Source organism: Microtetraspora malaysiensis, from assembly GCF_001528665.1.
GTDB classification, from domain to species: Bacteria; Actinomycetota; Actinomycetes; order Streptosporangiales; family Streptosporangiaceae; genus Microtetraspora_A; species Microtetraspora_A malaysiensis.
Window position 1 is genome coordinate 220,521 of sequence record NZ_BBYJ01000006.1, and the last position, 18,104, is coordinate 238,624.

17 protein-coding genes and 1 riboswitch are annotated in these 18,104 nt (G+C 71.4%); of the genes, 14 read left to right on the top strand and 3 right to left on the bottom strand.

The window, feature by feature from the left end; genetic code table 11:
* The first annotated feature begins 63 nt into the window (after positions 1-63).
* From AWQ71_RS06460 to AWQ71_RS06485, 6 genes are all read left to right on the top strand, one after another.
* Complete coding sequence (locus AWQ71_RS06460) at positions 64-1,380, top strand: NYN domain-containing protein (protein WP_067128192.1); 1,317 nt, start codon at positions 64-66, stop codon at positions 1,378-1,380.
* Positions 1,381-1,548: 168 nt separating this feature from the next.
* On the top strand, positions 1,549-2,469 hold the full coding sequence (locus tag AWQ71_RS06465; protein ID WP_245658139.1) for a C40 family peptidase: 921 nt from the start codon (positions 1,549-1,551) through the stop codon (positions 2,467-2,469).
* Positions 2,470-3,337: 868 nt separating this feature from the next.
* Positions 3,338-3,496: riboswitch (cyclic di-AMP (ydaO/yuaA leader) on the top strand.
* Between the two features lie 121 nt (positions 3,497-3,617).
* Positions 3,618-4,112, top strand: coding sequence for a C40 family peptidase (locus AWQ71_RS06470; protein WP_245658140.1), 495 nt, complete (start codon positions 3,618-3,620; stop codon positions 4,110-4,112).
* Between the two features lie 263 nt (positions 4,113-4,375).
* Positions 4,376-5,233, top strand: a complete 858-nt coding sequence (locus tag AWQ71_RS06475; protein WP_067128198.1) for a peptidase MA family metallohydrolase — start codon at positions 4,376-4,378, stop codon at positions 5,231-5,233.
* Positions 5,234-5,283: 50 nt separating this feature from the next.
* Positions 5,284-6,585 carry a M48 family metallopeptidase gene (locus tag AWQ71_RS06480; protein WP_157570217.1) on the top strand — a complete coding sequence of 434 codons (1,302 nt, stop codon included), beginning with the start codon at positions 5,284-5,286 and terminating at the stop codon, positions 6,583-6,585.
* Positions 6,586-6,625: 40 nt separating this feature from the next.
* On the top strand, positions 6,626-7,798 hold the full coding sequence (locus tag AWQ71_RS06485; RefSeq protein ID WP_067128201.1) for a glycosyltransferase family 4 protein: 1,173 nt from the start codon (positions 6,626-6,628) through the stop codon (positions 7,796-7,798).
* Between the two features lie 54 nt (positions 7,799-7,852).
* Here the strand turns inward: AWQ71_RS06485 and AWQ71_RS06490 are convergent, their stop codons facing one another.
* Positions 7,853-9,637, bottom strand: a complete 1,785-nt coding sequence (locus tag AWQ71_RS06490) for an AMP-dependent synthetase/ligase (protein WP_067128934.1) — start codon at positions 9,635-9,637, stop codon at positions 7,853-7,855.
* A gap of 283 nt (positions 9,638-9,920) precedes the next feature.
* On the opposite strand from AWQ71_RS06490, the gene AWQ71_RS06495 reads away from it, so the two are divergent.
* The 7 genes from AWQ71_RS06495 (at position 9,921) to AWQ71_RS06525 (ending at position 15,735) form a co-directional block, all read left to right on the top strand.
* On the top strand, positions 9,921-10,688 hold the full coding sequence (locus AWQ71_RS06495; protein WP_067128204.1) for a metallophosphoesterase family protein: 768 nt from the start codon (positions 9,921-9,923) through the stop codon (positions 10,686-10,688).
* Between the two features lie 14 nt (positions 10,689-10,702).
* Positions 10,703-11,140, top strand: a complete 438-nt coding sequence (locus tag AWQ71_RS06500; RefSeq protein ID WP_067128207.1) for an SRPBCC family protein — start codon at positions 10,703-10,705, stop codon at positions 11,138-11,140.
* Complete coding sequence (locus AWQ71_RS06505) at positions 11,137-12,297, top strand: ArsA family ATPase (RefSeq protein WP_067128210.1); 1,161 nt, start codon at positions 11,137-11,139, stop codon at positions 12,295-12,297. Before AWQ71_RS06500 ends, AWQ71_RS06505 begins: the two co-directional genes overlap by 4 nt.
* A complete protein-coding gene (locus AWQ71_RS06510; RefSeq protein WP_067128213.1) occupies positions 12,294-12,764 on the top strand; it encodes a hypothetical protein in 471 nt (156 codons plus the stop codon). Before AWQ71_RS06505 ends, AWQ71_RS06510 begins: the two co-directional genes overlap by 4 nt.
* A gap of 15 nt (positions 12,765-12,779) precedes the next feature.
* The gene (locus tag AWQ71_RS06515; protein ID WP_067128216.1) at positions 12,780-13,721 is read left to right on the top strand and encodes an ROK family glucokinase; all 942 of its coding nucleotides are present in this window, start codon (positions 12,780-12,782) and stop codon (positions 13,719-13,721) included.
* A 90-nt stretch (positions 13,722-13,811) separates the two neighbouring features.
* On the top strand, positions 13,812-14,525 hold the full coding sequence (locus tag AWQ71_RS06520) for an endonuclease/exonuclease/phosphatase family protein (RefSeq protein ID WP_245658141.1): 714 nt from the start codon (positions 13,812-13,814) through the stop codon (positions 14,523-14,525).
* Positions 14,526-14,595: 70 nt separating this feature from the next.
* Entirely contained in the window at positions 14,596-15,735 is a 1,140-nt protein-coding gene (locus tag AWQ71_RS06525) for a hypothetical protein (RefSeq protein WP_067128222.1), read from the top strand.
* A gap of 275 nt (positions 15,736-16,010) precedes the next feature.
* Here the strand turns inward: AWQ71_RS06525 and AWQ71_RS06530 are convergent, their stop codons facing one another.
* Complete coding sequence (locus AWQ71_RS06530) at positions 16,011-16,451, bottom strand: hypothetical protein (RefSeq protein WP_067128225.1); 441 nt, start codon at positions 16,449-16,451, stop codon at positions 16,011-16,013.
* A gap of 12 nt (positions 16,452-16,463) precedes the next feature.
* Positions 16,464-17,228 carry an alpha/beta hydrolase gene (locus AWQ71_RS06535; RefSeq protein ID WP_067128228.1) on the bottom strand — a complete coding sequence of 255 codons (765 nt, stop codon included), beginning with the start codon at positions 17,226-17,228 and terminating at the stop codon, positions 16,464-16,466.
* A 124-nt stretch (positions 17,229-17,352) separates the two neighbouring features.
* Here AWQ71_RS06535 and AWQ71_RS06540 point away from each other — a divergent pair, with 124 nt between their 5' ends.
* A complete protein-coding gene (locus AWQ71_RS06540; protein WP_067128231.1) occupies positions 17,353-18,060 on the top strand; it encodes a lysophospholipid acyltransferase family protein in 708 nt (235 codons plus the stop codon).
* Positions 18,061-18,104 lie beyond the last annotated feature (44 nt).

The following is an 18,104-nucleotide window of genomic DNA, read 5'->3' on the forward strand; positions in this document are numbered from 1 at the left end:
CCGACCCGGCCAGGGGCACGGCGGCCGTACCCTTTAAAAAGGACAAGGATGAGGAGCAAGCGGATGAGTTCAGCCGGAGAGGGCCTGTCTCGTCCGCTGCCGGAGCAGGTGCGTTTACACGTGGTGGAGCTCGCGGCTCAGGTTCTGGGGTCCATGCCGGCGGCCACGATCCCGCCTCAGTTGCGCGGCATCGCCAAGTTCGACCCGCGCAAGCGCGCCCGCCTCGGCGGCGCGCCGATCGCCGCCCTGCTCGAGTCGGACAAGGAGTTCCGCGAGACGGTCGCGGAGACGCTCAGGTCCGCTTGGCCGGACCTGGCGACGGGCCTCGCCGAAGGCGTGGTCCCGGCGGCGGCCGATCCTGTGCTCGTCGCCGCCGCGGCGTACCTGATCCGCCCTCAGGACTGGCCGGATCTGGTCGAGCGCGCCCGTGAGGACCTGGAGCTGACCACGTCGGCCGAGGCGGAGCGGGACCAGGTCGAGGCGCGGCTCCGCGAGCAGCTCGCCGCCCAGCGCACGGCCGCCAAGGAGGAGGCCGAGCGCCTGCGTGAGCAGATCAGAGCCGCCCGCGGGGAGAACGCCGACCTCCGGCGCAAGCTGCACGACGCGCGTGAGCGGGCCAAGGCCGCCGACCAGCGTGCGGCCGAGCTGGAGACCGAGACGGTCGAGGCCAGGGCCAGGGTGGCGAACGCCAGCGGCGCGGCCGAGACGGAGATCCGCAAACTGAAGGAGCGCCTCGCGGACGCGGAGCGGCAGCTTGAGGCGAGCCGCCGCGCGGCCCGCGAGGGACGCAGCGTGGAGGACGCCCGCATCCGCGTGCTCATGGACGCCTTGCAGGACGCCGCCGCCGGGCTGCGCAAGGAGCTGGCCCTGCCCACGATGATCAGCAAGCCGGCCGACTACGTGTCGGCGGTGGTCCCGGGTGCGCCGAGCGTGCGCGCGGTGCCCGCCAGGGCGCTCGCCGACGACGATCCCCAGCTGTTCGACCAGTTGCTCGCCATTCCCAACCTGCACGTCATCATTGACGGCTACAACGTCACCAAGACGGGTTATCCGACGCTCACGCTGGCGGACCAGCGGGCCCGGCTCCTCACCGGGCTCGGCGGCCTCGCCGTACAGGCCAGGGTGGAGGTGACCTGCGTCTTCGACGGAGCGGAGCTCAACGGGCCGGTGCAGGTCTCGGCTCCACGCGGGGTCCGGGTGATGTTCAGCGCCCCGGGTCAGATCGCCGACGACCTCATCCGCCAGCTCGTCAAGGCGGAGCCCGCCGGGCGCGCCATCGCGGTGGTCTCCTCCGACCGCGAGGTGGCCGATTCCGTACGCCGGATGGGGGCGCGGCCGGTGCCGTCGCTGCTGTTGCTCCGGCGTCTCGGCCGCGCGTGATCACTGAGGGTTCCCTGCTGGTCGCCATAGGTGATGAGCAGTGCGAATACCTGCGAATAGGTTGAATCACCATGATCGCCTGAGTAAAGTCGCGCCCCAGATTTGTCTATATCGAAGGGGACGTCAGTGCGAGGGCGTGTACCCGCGGTCGTTGTCGGCTTGGCAGCTGTGGCGCTGCTGTTGCCTATAACTGGCGCCCAGGCCGACCCCAAGCCCACGGTCGCGCAGGCCAAGGCCAAGCTGAAGAAGCTGAACGACCAGGCCGACAAGGTCGTGGACCAGTACAACGCGGCCAACGAGAAGTGGAAGAAGGCCAAGAAGCAGTACGCCGAGATCAACGCCAGCTACACCAAGAAGGCCGAGAGGGTCGACGTACTGCGCGAGAGCCTGGTGACGGTCGCCACCAGCACGTACCAGACCGGAGACATCGTCTCCATGGGGCTGCTCTACAGCCCGAACCCCGACTCGATGCTCAGCGGCCTCGCCGCGCTCGACCAGCTTTCGCAGGGGCGGGCCCGGCAGCTCAGTGAGTACCAGGGCGCCATCGCTGATCTCAAGAAACAGCGGGATCAGAAGAAGGGCGTCTACGTCGAGGCCACCAAGGTCAAAGCCGACCTCCTCAAGGAGAAGAAGGAGGCCGACCAACTGGTCAAGGAGCAGACCGAGCTGCTGCGCCGCATCGGGGCGTACAACCCGGGCAACACCAACAGCCCCGGCGCCGTGTATTCCGGGCCCGCCTCGGGTAACGCGCTCGCCGCGCTTCAGTTCGCCTACCGGCAGATCGGCAAGCCGTACCGGTACGGCGCGACCGGGCCGGGCTCGTGGGACTGCTCGGGACTCGTCCAGGCCGCGTGGTCGGCCGGCGGGGTGTCGCTGCCACGGACGAGCTATGAGCAGTGGGCGTGGGGGGCGAGCCGCAAGGTTCCGCTCAACGCGCTACAGGCCGGCGACCTGCTCTGGCATGCCGGGCTCGGTCATGTGGGCATCTACGCCGGAAACGGCAAGGTCGTCCACGCTCCGCAGACGGGTGACGTGGTGAAGGTCGTCACGCTGGCCCAGTACAACGCGATGGGGGCGGTTCGCCCTTGATCCGTGCCGCTGGACAGCGGACTCTCGACCTGGCGGGACACCGGCTGACCGGTGTCCCGCTTCGCGTATACGGCCTGCTCTTCCGGCTTGGCCGGGCCGGGCGCTTCGCCGGAAGGAACCCGCGGTCCTCGCGACGCCCGCGGGCCAACGCTGCGGTCCTCGCTCCCTTCCGCTCCGCGCCCGCGATCCTGGTGATACGTGGTGCGGCCAGCGCGCCGGCTCTCGCGTGCCCTGCTCGCCCCCGGGGGGTCCCGTCACGTCGCCCGGAGGGCCGATACCGGTCCCACGCGGACTCCGTTGCGTGGCGCGCACCCACGCGGTCTCGCCCGAGGCCCCGCCGTTCGTCCGCTCCGGTGCGCGAACAATGACGGCGTGCCGTCGGCGCGTGCGGTGCCTCTCGCCCATTCGCCGGAAGCGCGGGCTGGGAAGGCGATGGAGACACGATCCATAGCGAAGTACACCGGCTCGCGTAGGGCTGGATTATGACTTCCGATCTTTAGTGAGAAATGTGATAACTCTCACACTCGAGTGGATCAAAATGCCGCCGTTGGCGATCTTCATGGCGTAAGGGCGAACGCCGGAATCGATCTCGCAATCGGAGTGATCGATGTGGCTGATGTGGCCAATTTGTGGTGTGATTCGGTAAATGTGAGCAGGGTCACATCGACTGTCCGGAAATATCGACTATCCAGGGGTTTTCGCTTTGCTGGATCGTTTATTCGATCTTTATTTCTTGGGCAGGCCTTTGCCCTCTTGTGGCACGAATCGGTAACTTCTGGGCCGCGGTGAGCGCCACGCCACCGCCGCGAACAACGGTCCGACGCCGTGTTCGCGCAGCATCCGTCGCCAGCTTCGGGACTTCCCGAGGTGAGGCGACATGCCGAGTCCGTGCAGTCAGGAGGCACGGAGCCGGGGAACCATCGACCTTCTGCCGAAGGTCCGGGGTGAATCGGCGCGCTTCGCGCCGTAGGGCGACTTCCCCGCCCGAACCCGTCAGCTAACCCGGTAGGCGCAAGCGGAAGACCCTAGGAGCGATCCTGTCCAGCACCCCTGCACGTCTGTCCCGCCTTGCCCGCGTCACCCTGGGCGGCGCCGCGATCGGCGTCTCCTTCGGGGCCGTCGGCGCCTCCCCTGCCTCGGCCGACCCCGTGACGGACGGCCTCACCATGGAGAAGGTCACGACCACGAGTGCGACGGCCCTGACGGACGCCGAAATGTCGGCCACCGTGACGGCCGCCGCCGCGCAGACCTCCAGCCGCCAGTCCAAGGCGGCCCGCCAGCAGCAGCTGGCCCGCAAGGCCGTCGAAGTGGCCAAGAAGCAACTCGGCGACCCGTACCGATGGGGCGCCAGCGGCCCCGGCGCGTTCGACTGCTCGGGCCTCGTCCAGTACGCCTGGCGGAAGGCCGGCGTGGACATCCCGCGCACCACCTGGTCGCAGCGCAGCGGCGTGAAGAAGAAGGTCGCCTGGAGCAAGCTCAAGCCCGGTGACCTCATCTTCACGAGCGGCGGCGGCCACGTCGGTATGTACGTCGGAAAGGGCAAGATGATCCACTCGCCGCACACCGGCGCGGTGGTCCGCATCGACAAGCTCGACGCCTACCGCAAGAGCAGCTTCGTCGGAGCGGTCCGCCCCGGCAGCTGAGAACACAGGAGCGCCCGCCGATGGGCGGTGAGCGTCCGATGCCGACAGCCGTTCCCCCGGGCTGTCGGACCTGGCGCCCCGACGTGCCCCCAGGAGCGTCCCCGCCCATCGGCCGGGTACGTCCGGCAGAAGAAGACCCCATCCCGGGCGCGCCCGGGACGCCCCCCGGCCGGGGTGGGGTCTGACCGGACACGCCTCGCGGCCCCGTCCCTCGTCCAGAGGGGCGGGGTCGCGGCATATCCGGCGACCCGTACGATTTCCGCATGCTCGCTCTGGCCCGCCTCACGGCGGCCGCGCTGGTCGTGGCGTCGGTGACCGGCCTGGCCGCCGACGCCCCACCCGACCGGGCCTTCGCCACGGCGCGGACGGTCATGGGGGAGCACCCCGAGATATGGGTCGGCGCCTCCATCGCCAGGGGGAAGCACGCTGTCGTCGTCACCGGGCATGCGGCGTCCACGCCGCCGTCCCTCTCCACGCCCGGGGCCCGTGCCGGAGCCGGGCTCGCCGACGTGGCCGACTCCGCTCGCCGTACGGTCGCCCGGGTGTGGGGGCCGGTGGACGCGGTGATCCTCGTCCCGGCGACCGACGAGCAGGCGGAGGCGCTCGCGTCGCCCTCCGGGGTGGCGGGCCTGGCCGCCCTGGCCGACGTCGACCACGTGATCGTGGCGCCGTCCGGGTTCGGCCGGCTCTCCCCGACCGGCCGCCGGGTCGTGCTGGCCCACGAGCTGACCCACGTCGCCACCGGCGCCGCGCTCTCCGGGGACATGCCGGCCTGGCTGGTGGAGGGCTTCGCCGACTACGTCGGCTATCTCGGCAGTGGTCTCACGGCGCGGGCGGTCGCGGCGGAGCTCGCCGCCGAGGTCCGTTCCGGAACGCTGCCCGTGGCACTGCCCGGCCGCGAGGCGTTCCGGCCCGGCGGGCCGCGGCTCCCGCAGGCGTACGAAGAGGCATGGCTGGCCTGCCGGTACATTGCCGATCGGTACGGGGAGCACGCCCTGGTGGCTCTCTATCGGGAGGCGCGCCGCCACGGCATCACCACAGCGCTGGTAGAAACGTTAGGCACCGATCTGGCGGAGCTGACCGCGGCCTGGCGAGGATACCTGCGACGCGAGCTCGCCTGATCGGGCCCGCCCGCATGAGAACCGCCGCGGACTGCGAAGGGGTGATGGGGATGTCACAGAGCGACGTCGCCGGACATGTCGGCCGCTCCGGAGCCGGACGCTATTCCGGGACCCGAGCGGCGGCGATCGCGCTGCTCGCTCTGGGCGCGGCCCTGCTGGCGGTCGTCGCGGTCACGACCCCGTGGCGGCCCCTCGGCCCCGAGGCTCCGGACGTGCGCGCCGAGCCCGCGCTGGACTTCACCCGCGCCCAGCTCGACCGCGCCGACGCCTTCGACGCGGCGACGTCGCTTCCCGGCTACCTGTCGCTCGCGCTGACCCTGATCATCGGGGGAGTACTCGTCCTCACCCCGGTCGGCGCCCGGCTGATCGGGCGGCTCAGGGGACCCTGGTGGATCAAGGCGATCATCGGCCTGCTCGGTGTCTACGTTGTCTCGCTGATGCTCAGGTGGCCGCTCGGCATGTGGATGGAGGGCGTGCTGCGGGACTACGGCCTGTCCACGCAGACCTGGGGTTCCTGGTCCGCCGACCGGCTGAAGAACTTCGCCCTCCAGATCGTGCTCTCCGGCATCGCCGTGCTGGTGATCGTCGCACTCGCCCGCAAGTGGCCGCGCGCCTGGTGGATCCCCGCCTCCGTGGGCGCGTTCGCGCTGACCGTCGTGGTGTCCTTCGCGTACCCGGTCGTGGTAGAGCCGATGTTCAACAACTTCACGCCGCTGCCCGCCGGACAGCTGCGCACCGACCTGCTCGCCATGGCCCGGAGGGACGGCGTCCCGGTCAAGGACGTGCTGGTCGCCGACGCCTCCCGCCGCACCACCGCGCTCAACGCGTACGTCTCCGGGTTCGGGGCCACCCGCCGCATCGTCGTCTACGACACGCTGGTCAGTCAGCCGGAGCAGGAGGTCGAGCTGGTCGTCGCGCACGAGCTGGGCCACGCCAAGAACGACGATGTCCTGTACGGCACGCTGGTGGGCGCCCTCGGCGCGGCGGCGGGCACCTGCCTGCTCTTCCTCGTGTTCCAGGCGCTGCGCCGCCGCGCGGGAGTCTCCTCGGCGGGCGACCCCCGGGCCGTCGCGCTGCTCGTCGGGCTCATCTCCCTCGGCACCGTGCTGTCCGGGCCGGCGCAGAACGTGGTGAGTCGGCAGATCGAGGCCCGCGCGGATGCGCACGCGCTCGACCTCACCCGCGACCCGGCCACGTTCATCGCCATGCAGAAGAGTCTGGCGCTGCGCAACATCTCGGACCTGTCGCCGAGCGCCCTGGACTACATGCTCTACGCCTCACACCCCTCGACCGCCGAGCGCATCGCGATGTCACGGTCCTGGGCGCGCCTCAATGGCGTGCCCCGGCCGTGACGCGACGACCGTGCAGAGCGGCGGACCCGGAGGAGGGGCCGTGGACAGGACCCTGTTCGTCACCAACGACTTCCCGCCGAGGCCCGGGGGCATCCAGGCGTTCGTCCACGGGCTGGCCTCCCGCCTCGACCCGGCGTCGGTCGTGGTCTACGCCCCACGCTGGAAGGGGTGCGAGGCGTTCGACGCGCGGCAGCCGTACGAGGTGGTGCGGCACCCGACCTCGCTCATGCTGCCGGGGCCGTCGGTGGCGCGCCGGGCCGCCGAGCTGGCGCGGGACTGCCGCACCGTCGTCTTCGGCGCCGCGGCCCCGCTCGGCCTGCTCGCCCCCGCCCTGCGTGAGGCCGGGGCCCGGCGCGTGGTCATGCTGACGCACGGCCACGAGGCGTCCTGGGCCCGGCTGCCGATCGCCCGCGACCTCCTGCGCCGCATCGGCGAGGGCGCGGACCTGGTCACTTACCTGGGTGAGTACACGCGCGGCCACCTCGCGCCGCACTTCCCCGACGCCAAGCTCGTACGGCTCGCGCCGGGCGTGGACACCGCGACCTTCCACCCGGGCGCCGGGGGAGCGCGGGTGAGGATGTCGCTGGGGCTCGGTGAGCGGCCCGTGGTCGTGTGCGTCTCGCGGCTGGTGCCGCGCAAGGGCCAGGACAGGCTGGTCCGCGCCTGGCCGTTGGTCCGCGCCCGGATCCCGGACGCGATGCTGTTGCTGGTCGGGGGCGGCCCCTCGCGCGGCGCACTGCGGCGGATGGCGGAGGGGAGCGGGCTCGCGGACTCCGTCGTGCTCACCGGCTCCGTGCCCTGGGCCGACCTGCCGTCGTACTACGACGCCGGCGACGTCTTCGCCATGCCGTGCCGTACCCGCCTGGGCGGGCTGGACGTCGAGGGGCTCGGCATCGTCTACCTGGAGGCGTCGGCGACCGGCCTGCCGGTCGTCGCGGGCGCGTCCGGCGGCGCCCCCGACGCCGTACGGCACGGCGAGACCGGACTGGTGGTCGACGGGACGTCGCACGAGGAGGTGGCGGCCGCGCTCGTCGAGCTGCTGAGCGATCCCGCGCGTGCCCGCGCCATGGGGGAGCGCGGCCGGGCGTGGGTCGAGGAGGAGTGGCGCTGGGACCTCGTGGCCGCCCGGTTCGCCGGCCTGCTCGCGCCCGGCCGGGTGGAGGAGGCCCCGCGGGGCCGGGCGCTCCCGGAAGCCGGGGAAGGGCAGTCCTAGCGGCCGCCGGAAGCCCCGGACCGACCTGGCGGGGTGGCGTCCCGCCAGGTGGAGTTACGCGTACAGGTCGTCGATCTGCTTGGCGAAGTCGCGTGCCACGACGTGACGCTTGATCGACTGTTTCGGCGTGACGTGACCGGAGTCCTCGCTCAGCTCGATGTCGAGGATGGCGAACTTCTTGATCTGCTCGGCCCTGGAGACGGAGAGGTTGGCGTTGTCCACGGCCTGTTGCACCTCGGCCACGACGGCCGGGTCGGAGCAGAGCTCGGCCATGGAGGCGCCGGTGCGCCCGTTGGCCGACTTCCACTGCTCCATGGCCTCCGGGTCGAGCGTGACGAGCGCGGCGACGAACGGCCGATCGTCGCCGACCACCATCACCTGGCTGACGAGCCGGTGCGCCCGGATGCTGTCCTCCAGCGGGCCGGGGGCGACGTTCTTCCCGGCCGCGGTGACGAGGATCTCCTTCTTCCTGCCGGTGATCCGCAGGTAGCCGTCCTTGTCGAGCTCGCCGACGTCGCCGGTGTGGAACCAGCCCTGCGGGTCGATGGCCTCCTTGGTGGCCCGCTCGTTGTTCCAGTAGCCGCCGAAGACGTGGCGCCCCTTGACCAGGATCTCGCCGTCGTCGGCGATGCCGATGGTGACGCCGGGGAACGGCTTGCCGACCGTGCCGACCTTGTTGGCGCCCGGGATGTTCACCGACGAGGGCGCGCTCGTCTCGGTGAGGCCCCAGCCCTCGAACACCTCGATGCCGACGCCGCGGAAGAAGTGACCCAGTCGCTCGCCGAGGGCGGAGCCGCCGGAGACGGCCGCGCTCAGCGCGCCGCCGGTCGCCGCCCGCAGCTTGCCGTACACGAGCTTGTCGAAGAGGGCGTGCTTGAGGCGGAGGCCGAGGGAGGCGCCGCCGGAGCTCTCCGCCTTGCTCCACTCGATCCCGACGTTCACGGCGGTGTGGAAGATCTTGCCCTTGCCCTCGGAGGTGGCCTTGAGCTCCGCGGCGTTGTAGACCTTCTCGAAGACGCGGGGCACCCCGAGCAGGAAGGTCGGCTTGAACGTCTGCAGGTCCGGTGCGACGTTCTTCATGTTGGGCGTGTGCCCGATCACGGTGGCCGTCTCGATGAGGACGATCTGGATGATCCTCGCGAAGCTGTGCGCGAGCGGCAGGAACAGCAGCGCGGCCCGGTCGTGCACGTCGAACAGCAGCTCCAGCGGGCCCTGTGCCACGTTCCGCGCGGTGAACAGCAGGTTGTCGTGGCTGAGCGTGCAGCCCTTGGGCCGGCCGGTGGTGCCGGAGGTGTAGATGATCGTGGCGAGGTCGTGTCCGCCCCGCGCGGCCCGCCGTTCGGCCAGCGTGTCATTGGAGACGTCGGCGCCGAGCCGGGTCAGCTCCTCCAGCCCGCCGCCCTCGATGCGCCAGAGCGCGGTCAGGTCGGGCGCGGCTTCCTTGACCGTCTGCTCGTGCGACTCCATCTCGATGACGGCGCATTCGGCCCCGCTGTCGGAGATGATCCACTTCACCTGCTCGGCCGAGGAGGTCTCGTAGATCGGCACCCCGACCCCGCCCGCGGCCCAGATGGCGTAGTCGACGACCGTCCACTCGTACCGCGTACGGGACATGAGCGCCACCCGGTCGCCGGGCTCGACGCCGGCGGCGATCAGCCCCTTGGCGACGCCCGCGACCGTGTCACGGAACTCGCGCGCGGTCACCGCGACCCAGGCGTCGCCCTCCTTGCGGCGGATCACCACGGCGTCCGGTTCGTCGACGCCGCGCTGGAACACCGTATCTGTGCAATTCGCGGACAACGGGACGTCCACCAGCACGGGAACGCTGTACTCGCGCACGGTCACTCCTTCGGGCGCGCTCCTGACATCTTCTTGGCCGAGGCTGGAGCGGGCATCGGCTTCACCGGACGCTACCGTGCGAAGTTACGCGTGGGTAGATCCGTCACAGAGGCGTTATCTGCGCATTCGCACGCTATCAGGGCGGTCGTCGGGGCTCGTGGGACCGGGCGTTCCGTGGAGGAGACCGGACTCGCTCCTTACTTGCCGGCACGCTCCGAAGGTTCGAACACGCGATCGGGGCGGGCGCCGGACCGGCTCGGGCGCCGGTACTACGATGTCCGGCATGAGGGTGCATGTCGTCAGCGACGTCCACGGCCGGGCCGACGCCCTGGCTCGGGCGGGCGACGGCGCCGACGCCCTCGTATGCCTGGGCGACCTCATCCTCTTCGTCGACTACGCCGACCACTCGCGCGGGATCTTCGCCGACCTGTTCGGACGGGAGAAGGCCTCCGAGTTCATCGGGCTGCGCACCGCGGGCCGGTTCGACGAGGCGCGGGCCATGTCGGCCGGGCTGTGGGCCGCGCTCGACGGAGACCCCCGCGACCACATCGAGGCCGCGGTCCGCCGCCAGTACGCCGAGATCTTCCAGGCGATGCCGACGCCCGCCTATATGACGTACGGGAACGTGGACGTCCCGCGGCTGTGGCCGGAGTTCGTCCGCCCCGGCCACGTCGTCCTCGACGGCGCCACCGCCGAGATCGGCGGGCTCAGGTTCGGCTTCGTCGGCGGCGGGCTGCACACCCCCTACCGCACGCCGTACGAGATCGACGACGAGGAGTACGCCCGCAAGGTCGAGGCGCTGGGCGAGGTGGACGTGCTGTGCTGCCACATCCCGCCCGCGATCCCCGAGCTGCTCTACGACGTCGTCGCCCGCCGGCTGGAACGCGGCAGCGAGGCCACCCTGGAGGCCATCAGGAGGACGCAGCCCAGATACGCGCTGTTCGGGCACGTCCACCAGCCCCTGGTGAGCAGGACCCGGGTGGGTCGCACCGAGTGCGTCAACGTTGGTCATTTCCGCGGGCGCGGCACGCCTTTCGCCCTGGAATGGTGAAGTACGGTTAGCCCATGGCTGATCGAACCACGTCGAGCATCACGATCGACGCCGACCCGGCGTCCGTCATGACCGTGATCGCCGACTTCCCCGCCTACCCCGAGTGGGCCGGCCAGGTGAAGTCCGCGAGCGTCCTGGAGACCGCCGAGCAGGGCCGGGCGGCACGCGTCCGGTTCGCCCTCGACGCCGGGGTGATCAGCGACGACTACGTCCTCGGCTACGAGTGGATCGATGACACCGCCGTGAGCTGGCACATCGTCGAGCCCGGCAAGATGGTCTCCGGTCTGGACGGCAGCTACCGCCTCACCGAGACCTCCGGCGGCACCGAGGTGACGTACGAGCTGGCCGTGGACCTCAAGGTGCCGATGATCGGCATGATCAAGCGCAAGGCCGAGAAGGTCATCGTCGACACGGCCCTCAAGGGGCTCAAGAAGCGCGTCGAAGGCCGATGAGGGTCCTCCTCTTCACGGGGAAGGGCGGCGTCGGCAAGACCACCGCGGCGGCGGCGACCGCGACCCTCGCGGCGGAGCGCGGACTGAAGACGCTGGTCGTCTCCACGGACACCGCCCACTCCCTCGCCGACGCGCTCGCCGTGCCCGCCTCCGGAGAGCCGGTCCAGGCGGCGCCGGGACTCTACCTCCAGCAGGTGGACACGCAGAAGGCGCTCGAACGCCACTGGGGCGAGCTGCGGGCGTACGCCAGGAACGTGCTCCAGGAGCTGGGCCTGGACGAGGTCACCTCCGAGGAGATCACGGTCCTGCCCGGCGCCGAGGAGATCATCGCGCTGCTCGAACTGCGCGAGCAGACCCGCGACGGCCGCTGGGACGTCGTCGTGGTCGACTGCGCGCCCACCGCCGAGACGCTGCGGCTGCTCGCTCTCCCCGAGGCCCTCGACTGGCACGTCAACCGGCTGCTCCCGGGCCTGCGGCGGGTGCTGCGCGCGGTCTCGCCGGTGGTCAGGCACATCGCCAAGGTGAGCGCCCCCGAGGGCGCCGTCATCTCCGCCGGAGAGCGGCTGCACCGTGGCCTGATGGAGGTCCGCGAGCTGCTGACCGGCGACAACGCCTCGGTCCGCCTCGTGCTCACCCCCGAGGCCGTGGTCGTCGCCGAGGCCCGGCGCACGCTGACCTCGCTCAGCCTGTACGGCTACCGCGTGGACGGGGTCGTCGCCAACCGCGTCTTCCCGGCCGACGACGCCGACGACTGGCGGCGCGGCTGGGTGGAGGCGCAGGCCAGGCAGCTCGCGGAGATCCACCACTCGTTCGCGCCCCTGCCGATTCACACCGTCCCCTACCTCCCGGCCGAGCCGGTGGGCCCGCGCGCTCTGGCGGAGGTCGCCGCCGCGCTGTACGGCACGGCCGACCCGTTCGCCCCACCGAGCGCCGAGCCGCCGATGCGCGTCGAGGCCGACGAACTGGTCCTCGCCCTCCCGCTGGCCGACAAGGAGGCCGTGGATCTGGCCCGCAAGGGAGAGGACCTGATCGTCACGGCGGGCTCCTACCGGCGGGTGATCGCCCTTCCCGCGGCCCTGGCCCGCAGGGGGATCGCCGGTGCCGTGCTCCGCGACGGGCACCTCCGGGTACGGTTCGAGACAGGAGGGGCGAAATGACAGAAAACAATGCCAACAACGGGTCCAACGACACCCAGGGCACCAACGGCTCCCCGCGGCAGGACCCGCTCGGGTCGATCGCGGAGGAGGCCATGAAGCTCTTTGACACCCTGCAGCGGCGGGTCGGCCGCGAGCTGGGCAAGGGTTTCGTGAAGGGCGGCGTGAGCGGGCTCGGTGACGCGCTGGGCGGTGGTCTCGGCGGCGCGTTCGGCAGCGGCCGTACCGACGACGTGTGGGGAGAGGCGGTCGCCGCCGACGAGCACGACGAGTACATCTGCCGGGCCTGCCCGGTCTGCCGGGTGATCGCCGCGGGCAAGGAGTCCGGCGGCGACGTCACCGACCACCTGATCGCGGCGGGCGGCGAGCTGGTCACGGCGCTGCGCCAGGCGGTGGACGCCCTGCAGCAGCGGGCGACCCCGCCCAAGCGGCCGGACGAGCCGCGTGTAGAGCACATCGACCTGGGCTGACAGAGGTTTCGAGCAATGGCCTTGACCATCGGCGTGGACATCGGCGGCACGAAGATCGCTTCGGGTGTCGTCACGGAGGACGGACGGATCCTCGACCGCGCCCTGCGGCCGACGCCGACCGGCGGTCCCGAGCTGGTGGCCGACGCCATCGCCGACGCGGTGACCGAGCTGGCCCGGCGGCACGCCGTCGAGGCCGTCGGGCTGGGGGCCGCCGGGTTCGTGGACGAGACCCGGTCGATCGTCCGGTTCGCCCCCAACCTGGTCTGGCGTGAGGAGCCGCTGCGCAAGAAGGTCGCCGAGCTGGTCGGCCTCCCCGTCGTGGTGGAGAACGACGCCAACGCCACCGCTTGGGGCGAGTACCGCTTCGGCGCGGGCCGGGGCGAGAGCCACGTCGTGTGCGTCGCCCTCGGCACCGGCATCGGCGGCGGCGTCGTCCTCGGCGGCGCGCTCTACCGGGGCCGCTGGGGCATGGGGGGCGAGCTCGGCCACATGCAGATGGTGCCGGAGGGCCTGCCCTGCGGGTGCGGCAACCACGGCTGCTGGGAGCAGTACGCCAGCGGGAACGCGCTCGTGCGGCAGGCGCGGATCAACGCCGCCGCCGACCCGTCCTCCGCGGCCCGCCTGCTTGAGCTGGCCGGCTCCGCGGACGCCGTCGTCGGGCAGCACGTCACCGACGCCGCCAGGGACGGAGACGCCGTCGCGCTCGCCGCGTTCGAGTTCCTCGCCGACTGGCTGGCCCAGGGCCTGGCCGACCTGGCGGCGGTCCTCGACCCCGGCTGCTTCATCATCGGCGGCGGAGTCTCCGGCGCCGCGGACCTGTTCCTCGACCGGGTCCGCGCCGACTACGCGGCCCGCCTCACCGGGCGCGGGCACCGCCCGCTCGCCGGCATCCGCGCCGCCGAGCTGGGACCGGCCGCCGGCATGGTGGGCGCCGCCGACCTCGCCCGGCTCCGCTGACGCCGCCGGTGCGGGACCGCGCCGGGCATGTGACGTACGGACGGGAGTCGGGAGCGAGCGCTGGCAGCCATCAGGATCGCCACCTACAACGTGCGGGCGGGGCGTGACGACCGCCGGGCGCTCGTGCGGGTCGTCAACGCCATGCGGCCCGACGTGCTGTGCGTCCAGGAGGCCCCACGGCTCCCCGGCAGGAGGCGCCGCCTCGCCCGGGAGACCGGCCTGACGATCGCGGCGGGCGGCCGCGCCTCCGGGGCGCGCCTGGCGGGTACGGCGGTGCTCACCGGCCCCGCCGTACGGGTGTTGCACGCCGCGGAGCACCGGCTGCGCTGGTTCCCCGCACTGGAGCCGCGCGTCGTCGTGTTCGCGGTCGTCGAGAAGGACGGCCTGCGGCTCGCGGTGTGCTGCTTCCACCTCGACCTGCACCCCGGGGCGCGGCTCCGGCACGCCGCCGAGATCGTGCCGATCGTGGAGCGCCTCGCCCGGGTCTTCGAGGCGCGCGCCGTCCTGTGCGGGGACGTCAACGAGGAGCCCGGCGGGCCCACCTGGGACTACTTCGACCGGCGCTTCACGGACTGCTACGGGGAGTCGCCGAAGGGGGAGGGCGGGACCTTCAGTGCCAGGCGGCCGGCGAAGCGGATCGACGGGATCTTCGCCGCCCCCGGCCTCGCCGTGGCGTGCTGCGGAGCCGCGGACGCCGACCCCGCCGACCTCATGATCGCCAGCGACCACCGCCCTGTGGTCGCGGACCTGTACGGAGACACGCTCGGCGGCGCGGCGATCGGACCTGCCGGGAAATCGGGCTAATAGGTCACATTCGGGACCGGAATGGTGACCTCGCGCACACGGGTCACTCCCGTCACCGTACGATTTGTTCATGACCCGCCGCCACAGACGGCGCGCGGCACCGCTTGGTGTGCTCCTCGCCGGTCTCGTGGCCGGCTTCCTTCTGTGCGCCACATCGGTGGCGCCCGCCTATGCCGAACCCGGGAGCCCGGAGTCGGGCAAGCAGGCCACACGCAGCCGGACGTCCTCCGCCAAACTCCAGGCGGACGGCTCCCTCTCCGACGTCGCCGGACTCTCGGAGAAGGACGTGTGGGCGGTCGGCCAGCAGGACGTCTGGGACTTCTGGCAGAACCAGGGCGTCATCACGCACTGGAACGGCACCTCCTGGACGGAGGTGGGCGTCCGCAACGACACCACGGGCGCCGGGCACCTGCGGTCCGTGGCCGCCGCCTCCAAGAACGATGTGTGGGCGGTCGGTGACGGCCACGACGGCCTGCCGTACGTCGCCAGGGGAAACCGCGACGGGTTCGACCGGCTCACCGTGCCACAGCTGCGCGGCGGCGACTGGATCGGCGCGGTCGCCGCGACGACCGGCAGGGTGGTGCTGGTCGGCAGCCGGGACGGCCGGACGTTCGTCGCCGAGGCGACCGCTCCCTCCTGGACCGGCTGGGAGACCGTGCAGGGGCCGGCCGGCGCCCTGTACGGCGTCGGCCTCACCGGCAAGTCGGAGGGCTGGGCGGTCGGCGACTCCGGCTCCCGGCCGGTGATCCTCCGGCTCACCACGACCGGCTGGAAGGTGGCCCACGTCCCCGTGGTGAAGGGCGGCTTCCTGCGCGACATCTACGTCCAGAGCCGCAAGCGCGCGGTCGCGGTCGGCGGGGTCTACCAGCGCTCCGGAAAGATCACGCCGCTCGTGCTGTCCTGGGACGGCGAGAGCTGGACCAGGGAGAAGCTGCCCGTCGCCCAGGCCGAGCTGTACGGCGTGGCCGGCGACGGCGACGGCGCGTTCTGGGTGTCGGGCTACGATCCCGGGCGGCCCGGGACGGCCTTCCTGCTCACCTACACCGGCTCGAAGTGGAAGGTCGTGCACGGTGACTCGGTGCCCGACCGCACGGTCCGCCTGCAGGCGGTGACCCGGGTCGGTGCGACCACCATGGCGGTCGGGCACACGCTCGACGCGAACGACCGCTACCACGACGTGATCGAGACGTTCGGCACCTTGGCCAAATAGCGCGTGCGCCGCCTCTGACCGGTGCGCCGCGTCTGACCACGGGGCCGCTCGTCGTGGCGGTCGGTCTCCCGTCGCTTCCGGCTCCGCGCCGGTCGCGGGGCATCCCGGCCGCCCGTCCCCGAAATCGAGCCGGGCGGGGCGCACCTCCGGTGCGGTCCGGTGCGTACTGATCTCGCCGGGAACGGAGGTCCCCTGGCGGTCGTCCCGAAGCCGCCCGGAGGTCGGGTCAGGCGCAGGGCACGGCCGCGGCCGGGCGGCGGAGAACAGGCCGGAGGTCAGATGACGGCGCCGTCGTCCCAGCCGGAGTCGGCGGGCGGTCCGTCGCCCATCCGCACCACGAGGGCCACGAACCCGCCGATGAACGCCGCCACGGCGGCGAAGACGATCCAGCCGTCCATCGGCCAGCTCAGCAGGGCCGCGAGCAGCAGGTACGCGGGGCCGCCGAAGAGGGCCGCCCACGCCAGCTTGGCGACGCCGTCCGCCTTGGGCAACGGGGGAGGAGGCGGTGGGATGTAGTGGTCCTCGTCGTCGACAGGCTCTCGGACGGCCGCCTGGACCGGCTCGGTGTCCTCCTCCTCTTTCTTCTCCGCGGGGGGCTCGTCCGGGACGTTCTCCCGGTCGGGCCATGGTTGACCGGCCGAGGTGTCCTCGGCCTTCTCATTGAAGGAGGCGACGATCTGACGCCAGACCTCGTCCTCGTCACTCTGTGGCGTCACTTCGATCCCGGGTCAGGAGTCCTTCGTCAAGGGTACCGACGCATGCGTGCGAATGAAGTCGAGGCTCCCCGCGAAGATCGTGGGGGCATCGTTGTCCAACGTGGCGACGTGGTAGCTGTCGGGTAGTTCTCTGATTTCCAGATTGTTCCCCATTCGCTCCCGGAGGAACTCCACGCTCGCCGGTTTCACCACGTGGTCCTGAGGGCTCCGGTACACCAGCACCGGCTGAGTGATCCGGTTCAGGTCCTGCTGAACGAGCCTCCAGAAACGTGGCAGCGTGGCGGCGGCCCGGACCGGCGTCCGCGCGTAGCCGAGCTCGGTCGCGCCCTCTTTCTTGATGTCGCCCGCCACGCCCGGAACCGACCGCAGGAACCATTTCAGCACCGGAGCCAGCCGCAGGATCGGCACGTCGTTCACCACGGACGGATTGACCACGACCACACCGCGCACCAACTCGCCGTGCACCTCCGCGAGCCGGAGCGCCATGCACCCGCCCATCGACAGGCCCATCACGAACACCTCGGCGCAGGCGCCGCGCAAATCGGCGAACGACTTGTCCAACTCGGCGTACCAGTCCTCCCAGCGGGTCCGGCTCATCTCCTGCCAGGTCGTGCCGTGGCCGGGAAGCCGGGGAAGGGCGACGGTCAGCCCGGCCTCCGCGAGGTATTCGCCCCACGGCCGCAACGCCTGAGGTGATCCGGTGAACCCGTGGCACAGCAGGACGCCGATCTCGCCCCCGTCATGCTGGTACGGCTCGGCGCCGGAAAGCAGCGGCATGAGAGAACCTCCGTGTCGGGTGCTCCTCCAGATTCGCCCGATAGTCGCACGTTGGCCATGGTTAGTGCGAGCACCTTAAGACATGGGAAGATGACTTGCACATCCGATCGAAGGAGCGCCCACGGTGTTGTATTGGGTGGTGAAGTACACCATCTGGCCATTGCTCCGGCTCATCTACCGCCCCTGGGCTAAGGGGATGGAGAACGTGCCGGCCGAAGGTCCGGTGATCCTGGCGGGCAACCACCTGTCGTTCGCCGACCATTTCTTCGGCGCGGGGTTTCTACCGCGCAAGGTCATCTCCCTCGGCAAGGCCGAGTACTTCACCGGCCGCGGGATCAAGGGCTTGGTCAGCCGGGCCTTCTTCTCCGGTGTCGGGACCGTGCCGATCGACCGTTCCGGGGGCAAGGCCAGCGAGGCGGCGCTCCGCACCGGCTTGCGCGTCCTCAAGGACAACCAGGTCCTCGGCATCTATCCGGAGGGGACGCGCTCTCCGGACGGCCGGCTGTACAAGGGCAAGACCGGCGTCGCCCGGCTCGCCCTGGAGGCCCGCGCCCCGGTCATCCCCTGGGCGATGGTCAACACGTTCGAGATGATGCCCCCCGGGCACCCCATCCCCAAGTTCGGCATCCGTCCCGGTGTCAGGTACGGCAAGCCGCTCGACTTCTCCCGCTACTACGGGATGGAAGGCGACCGCCTTGTGCTCCGCGCCGTCACCGACGAGATCATGTACGCGCTGATGGAGCTGTCCGGCCAGGAATACGTGGACAAGTACGCCGCCAGCGCCAAGGTCGAGATGGTCCGCGCCGCTCGGGCGGCCGCGTCGCAGTCCTGACCGCCCATTCCTCGAGACGAGCGGCCCCGGATCGAGGATCTCGT

What these genes read in the sequence shown, in the direction of transcription:
- AWQ71_RS06460 (WP_067128192.1), top strand. Translation starts at nt 64, where the DNA reads ATGAGTTCAGCCGGAGAGGGCCTGTCTCGTCCGCTGCCGGAGCAGGTG.
- AWQ71_RS06475 (WP_067128198.1), top strand. Translation starts at nt 4,376, where the DNA reads ATGCTCGCTCTGGCCCGCCTCACGGCGGCCGCGCTGGTCGTGGCGTCG.
- AWQ71_RS06480 (WP_157570217.1), top strand. Translation starts at nt 5,284, where the DNA reads ATGTCACAGAGCGACGTCGCCGGACATGTCGGCCGCTCCGGAGCCGGA.
- AWQ71_RS06495 (WP_067128204.1), top strand. Translation starts at nt 9,921, where the DNA reads ATGAGGGTGCATGTCGTCAGCGACGTCCACGGCCGGGCCGACGCCCTG.
- AWQ71_RS06500 (WP_067128207.1), top strand. Translation starts at nt 10,703, where the DNA reads ATGGCTGATCGAACCACGTCGAGCATCACGATCGACGCCGACCCGGCG.
- AWQ71_RS06505 (WP_067128210.1), top strand. Translation starts at nt 11,137, where the DNA reads ATGAGGGTCCTCCTCTTCACGGGGAAGGGCGGCGTCGGCAAGACCACC.
- AWQ71_RS06510 (WP_067128213.1), top strand. Translation starts at nt 12,294, where the DNA reads ATGACAGAAAACAATGCCAACAACGGGTCCAACGACACCCAGGGCACC.
- AWQ71_RS06515 (WP_067128216.1), top strand. Translation starts at nt 12,780, where the DNA reads ATGGCCTTGACCATCGGCGTGGACATCGGCGGCACGAAGATCGCTTCG.
- AWQ71_RS06525 (WP_067128222.1), top strand. Translation starts at nt 14,596, where the DNA reads ATGACCCGCCGCCACAGACGGCGCGCGGCACCGCTTGGTGTGCTCCTC.
- AWQ71_RS06535 (WP_067128228.1), bottom strand. Translation starts at nt 17,228, where the DNA reads ATGCCGCTGCTTTCCGGCGCCGAGCCGTACCAGCATGACGGGGGCGAG.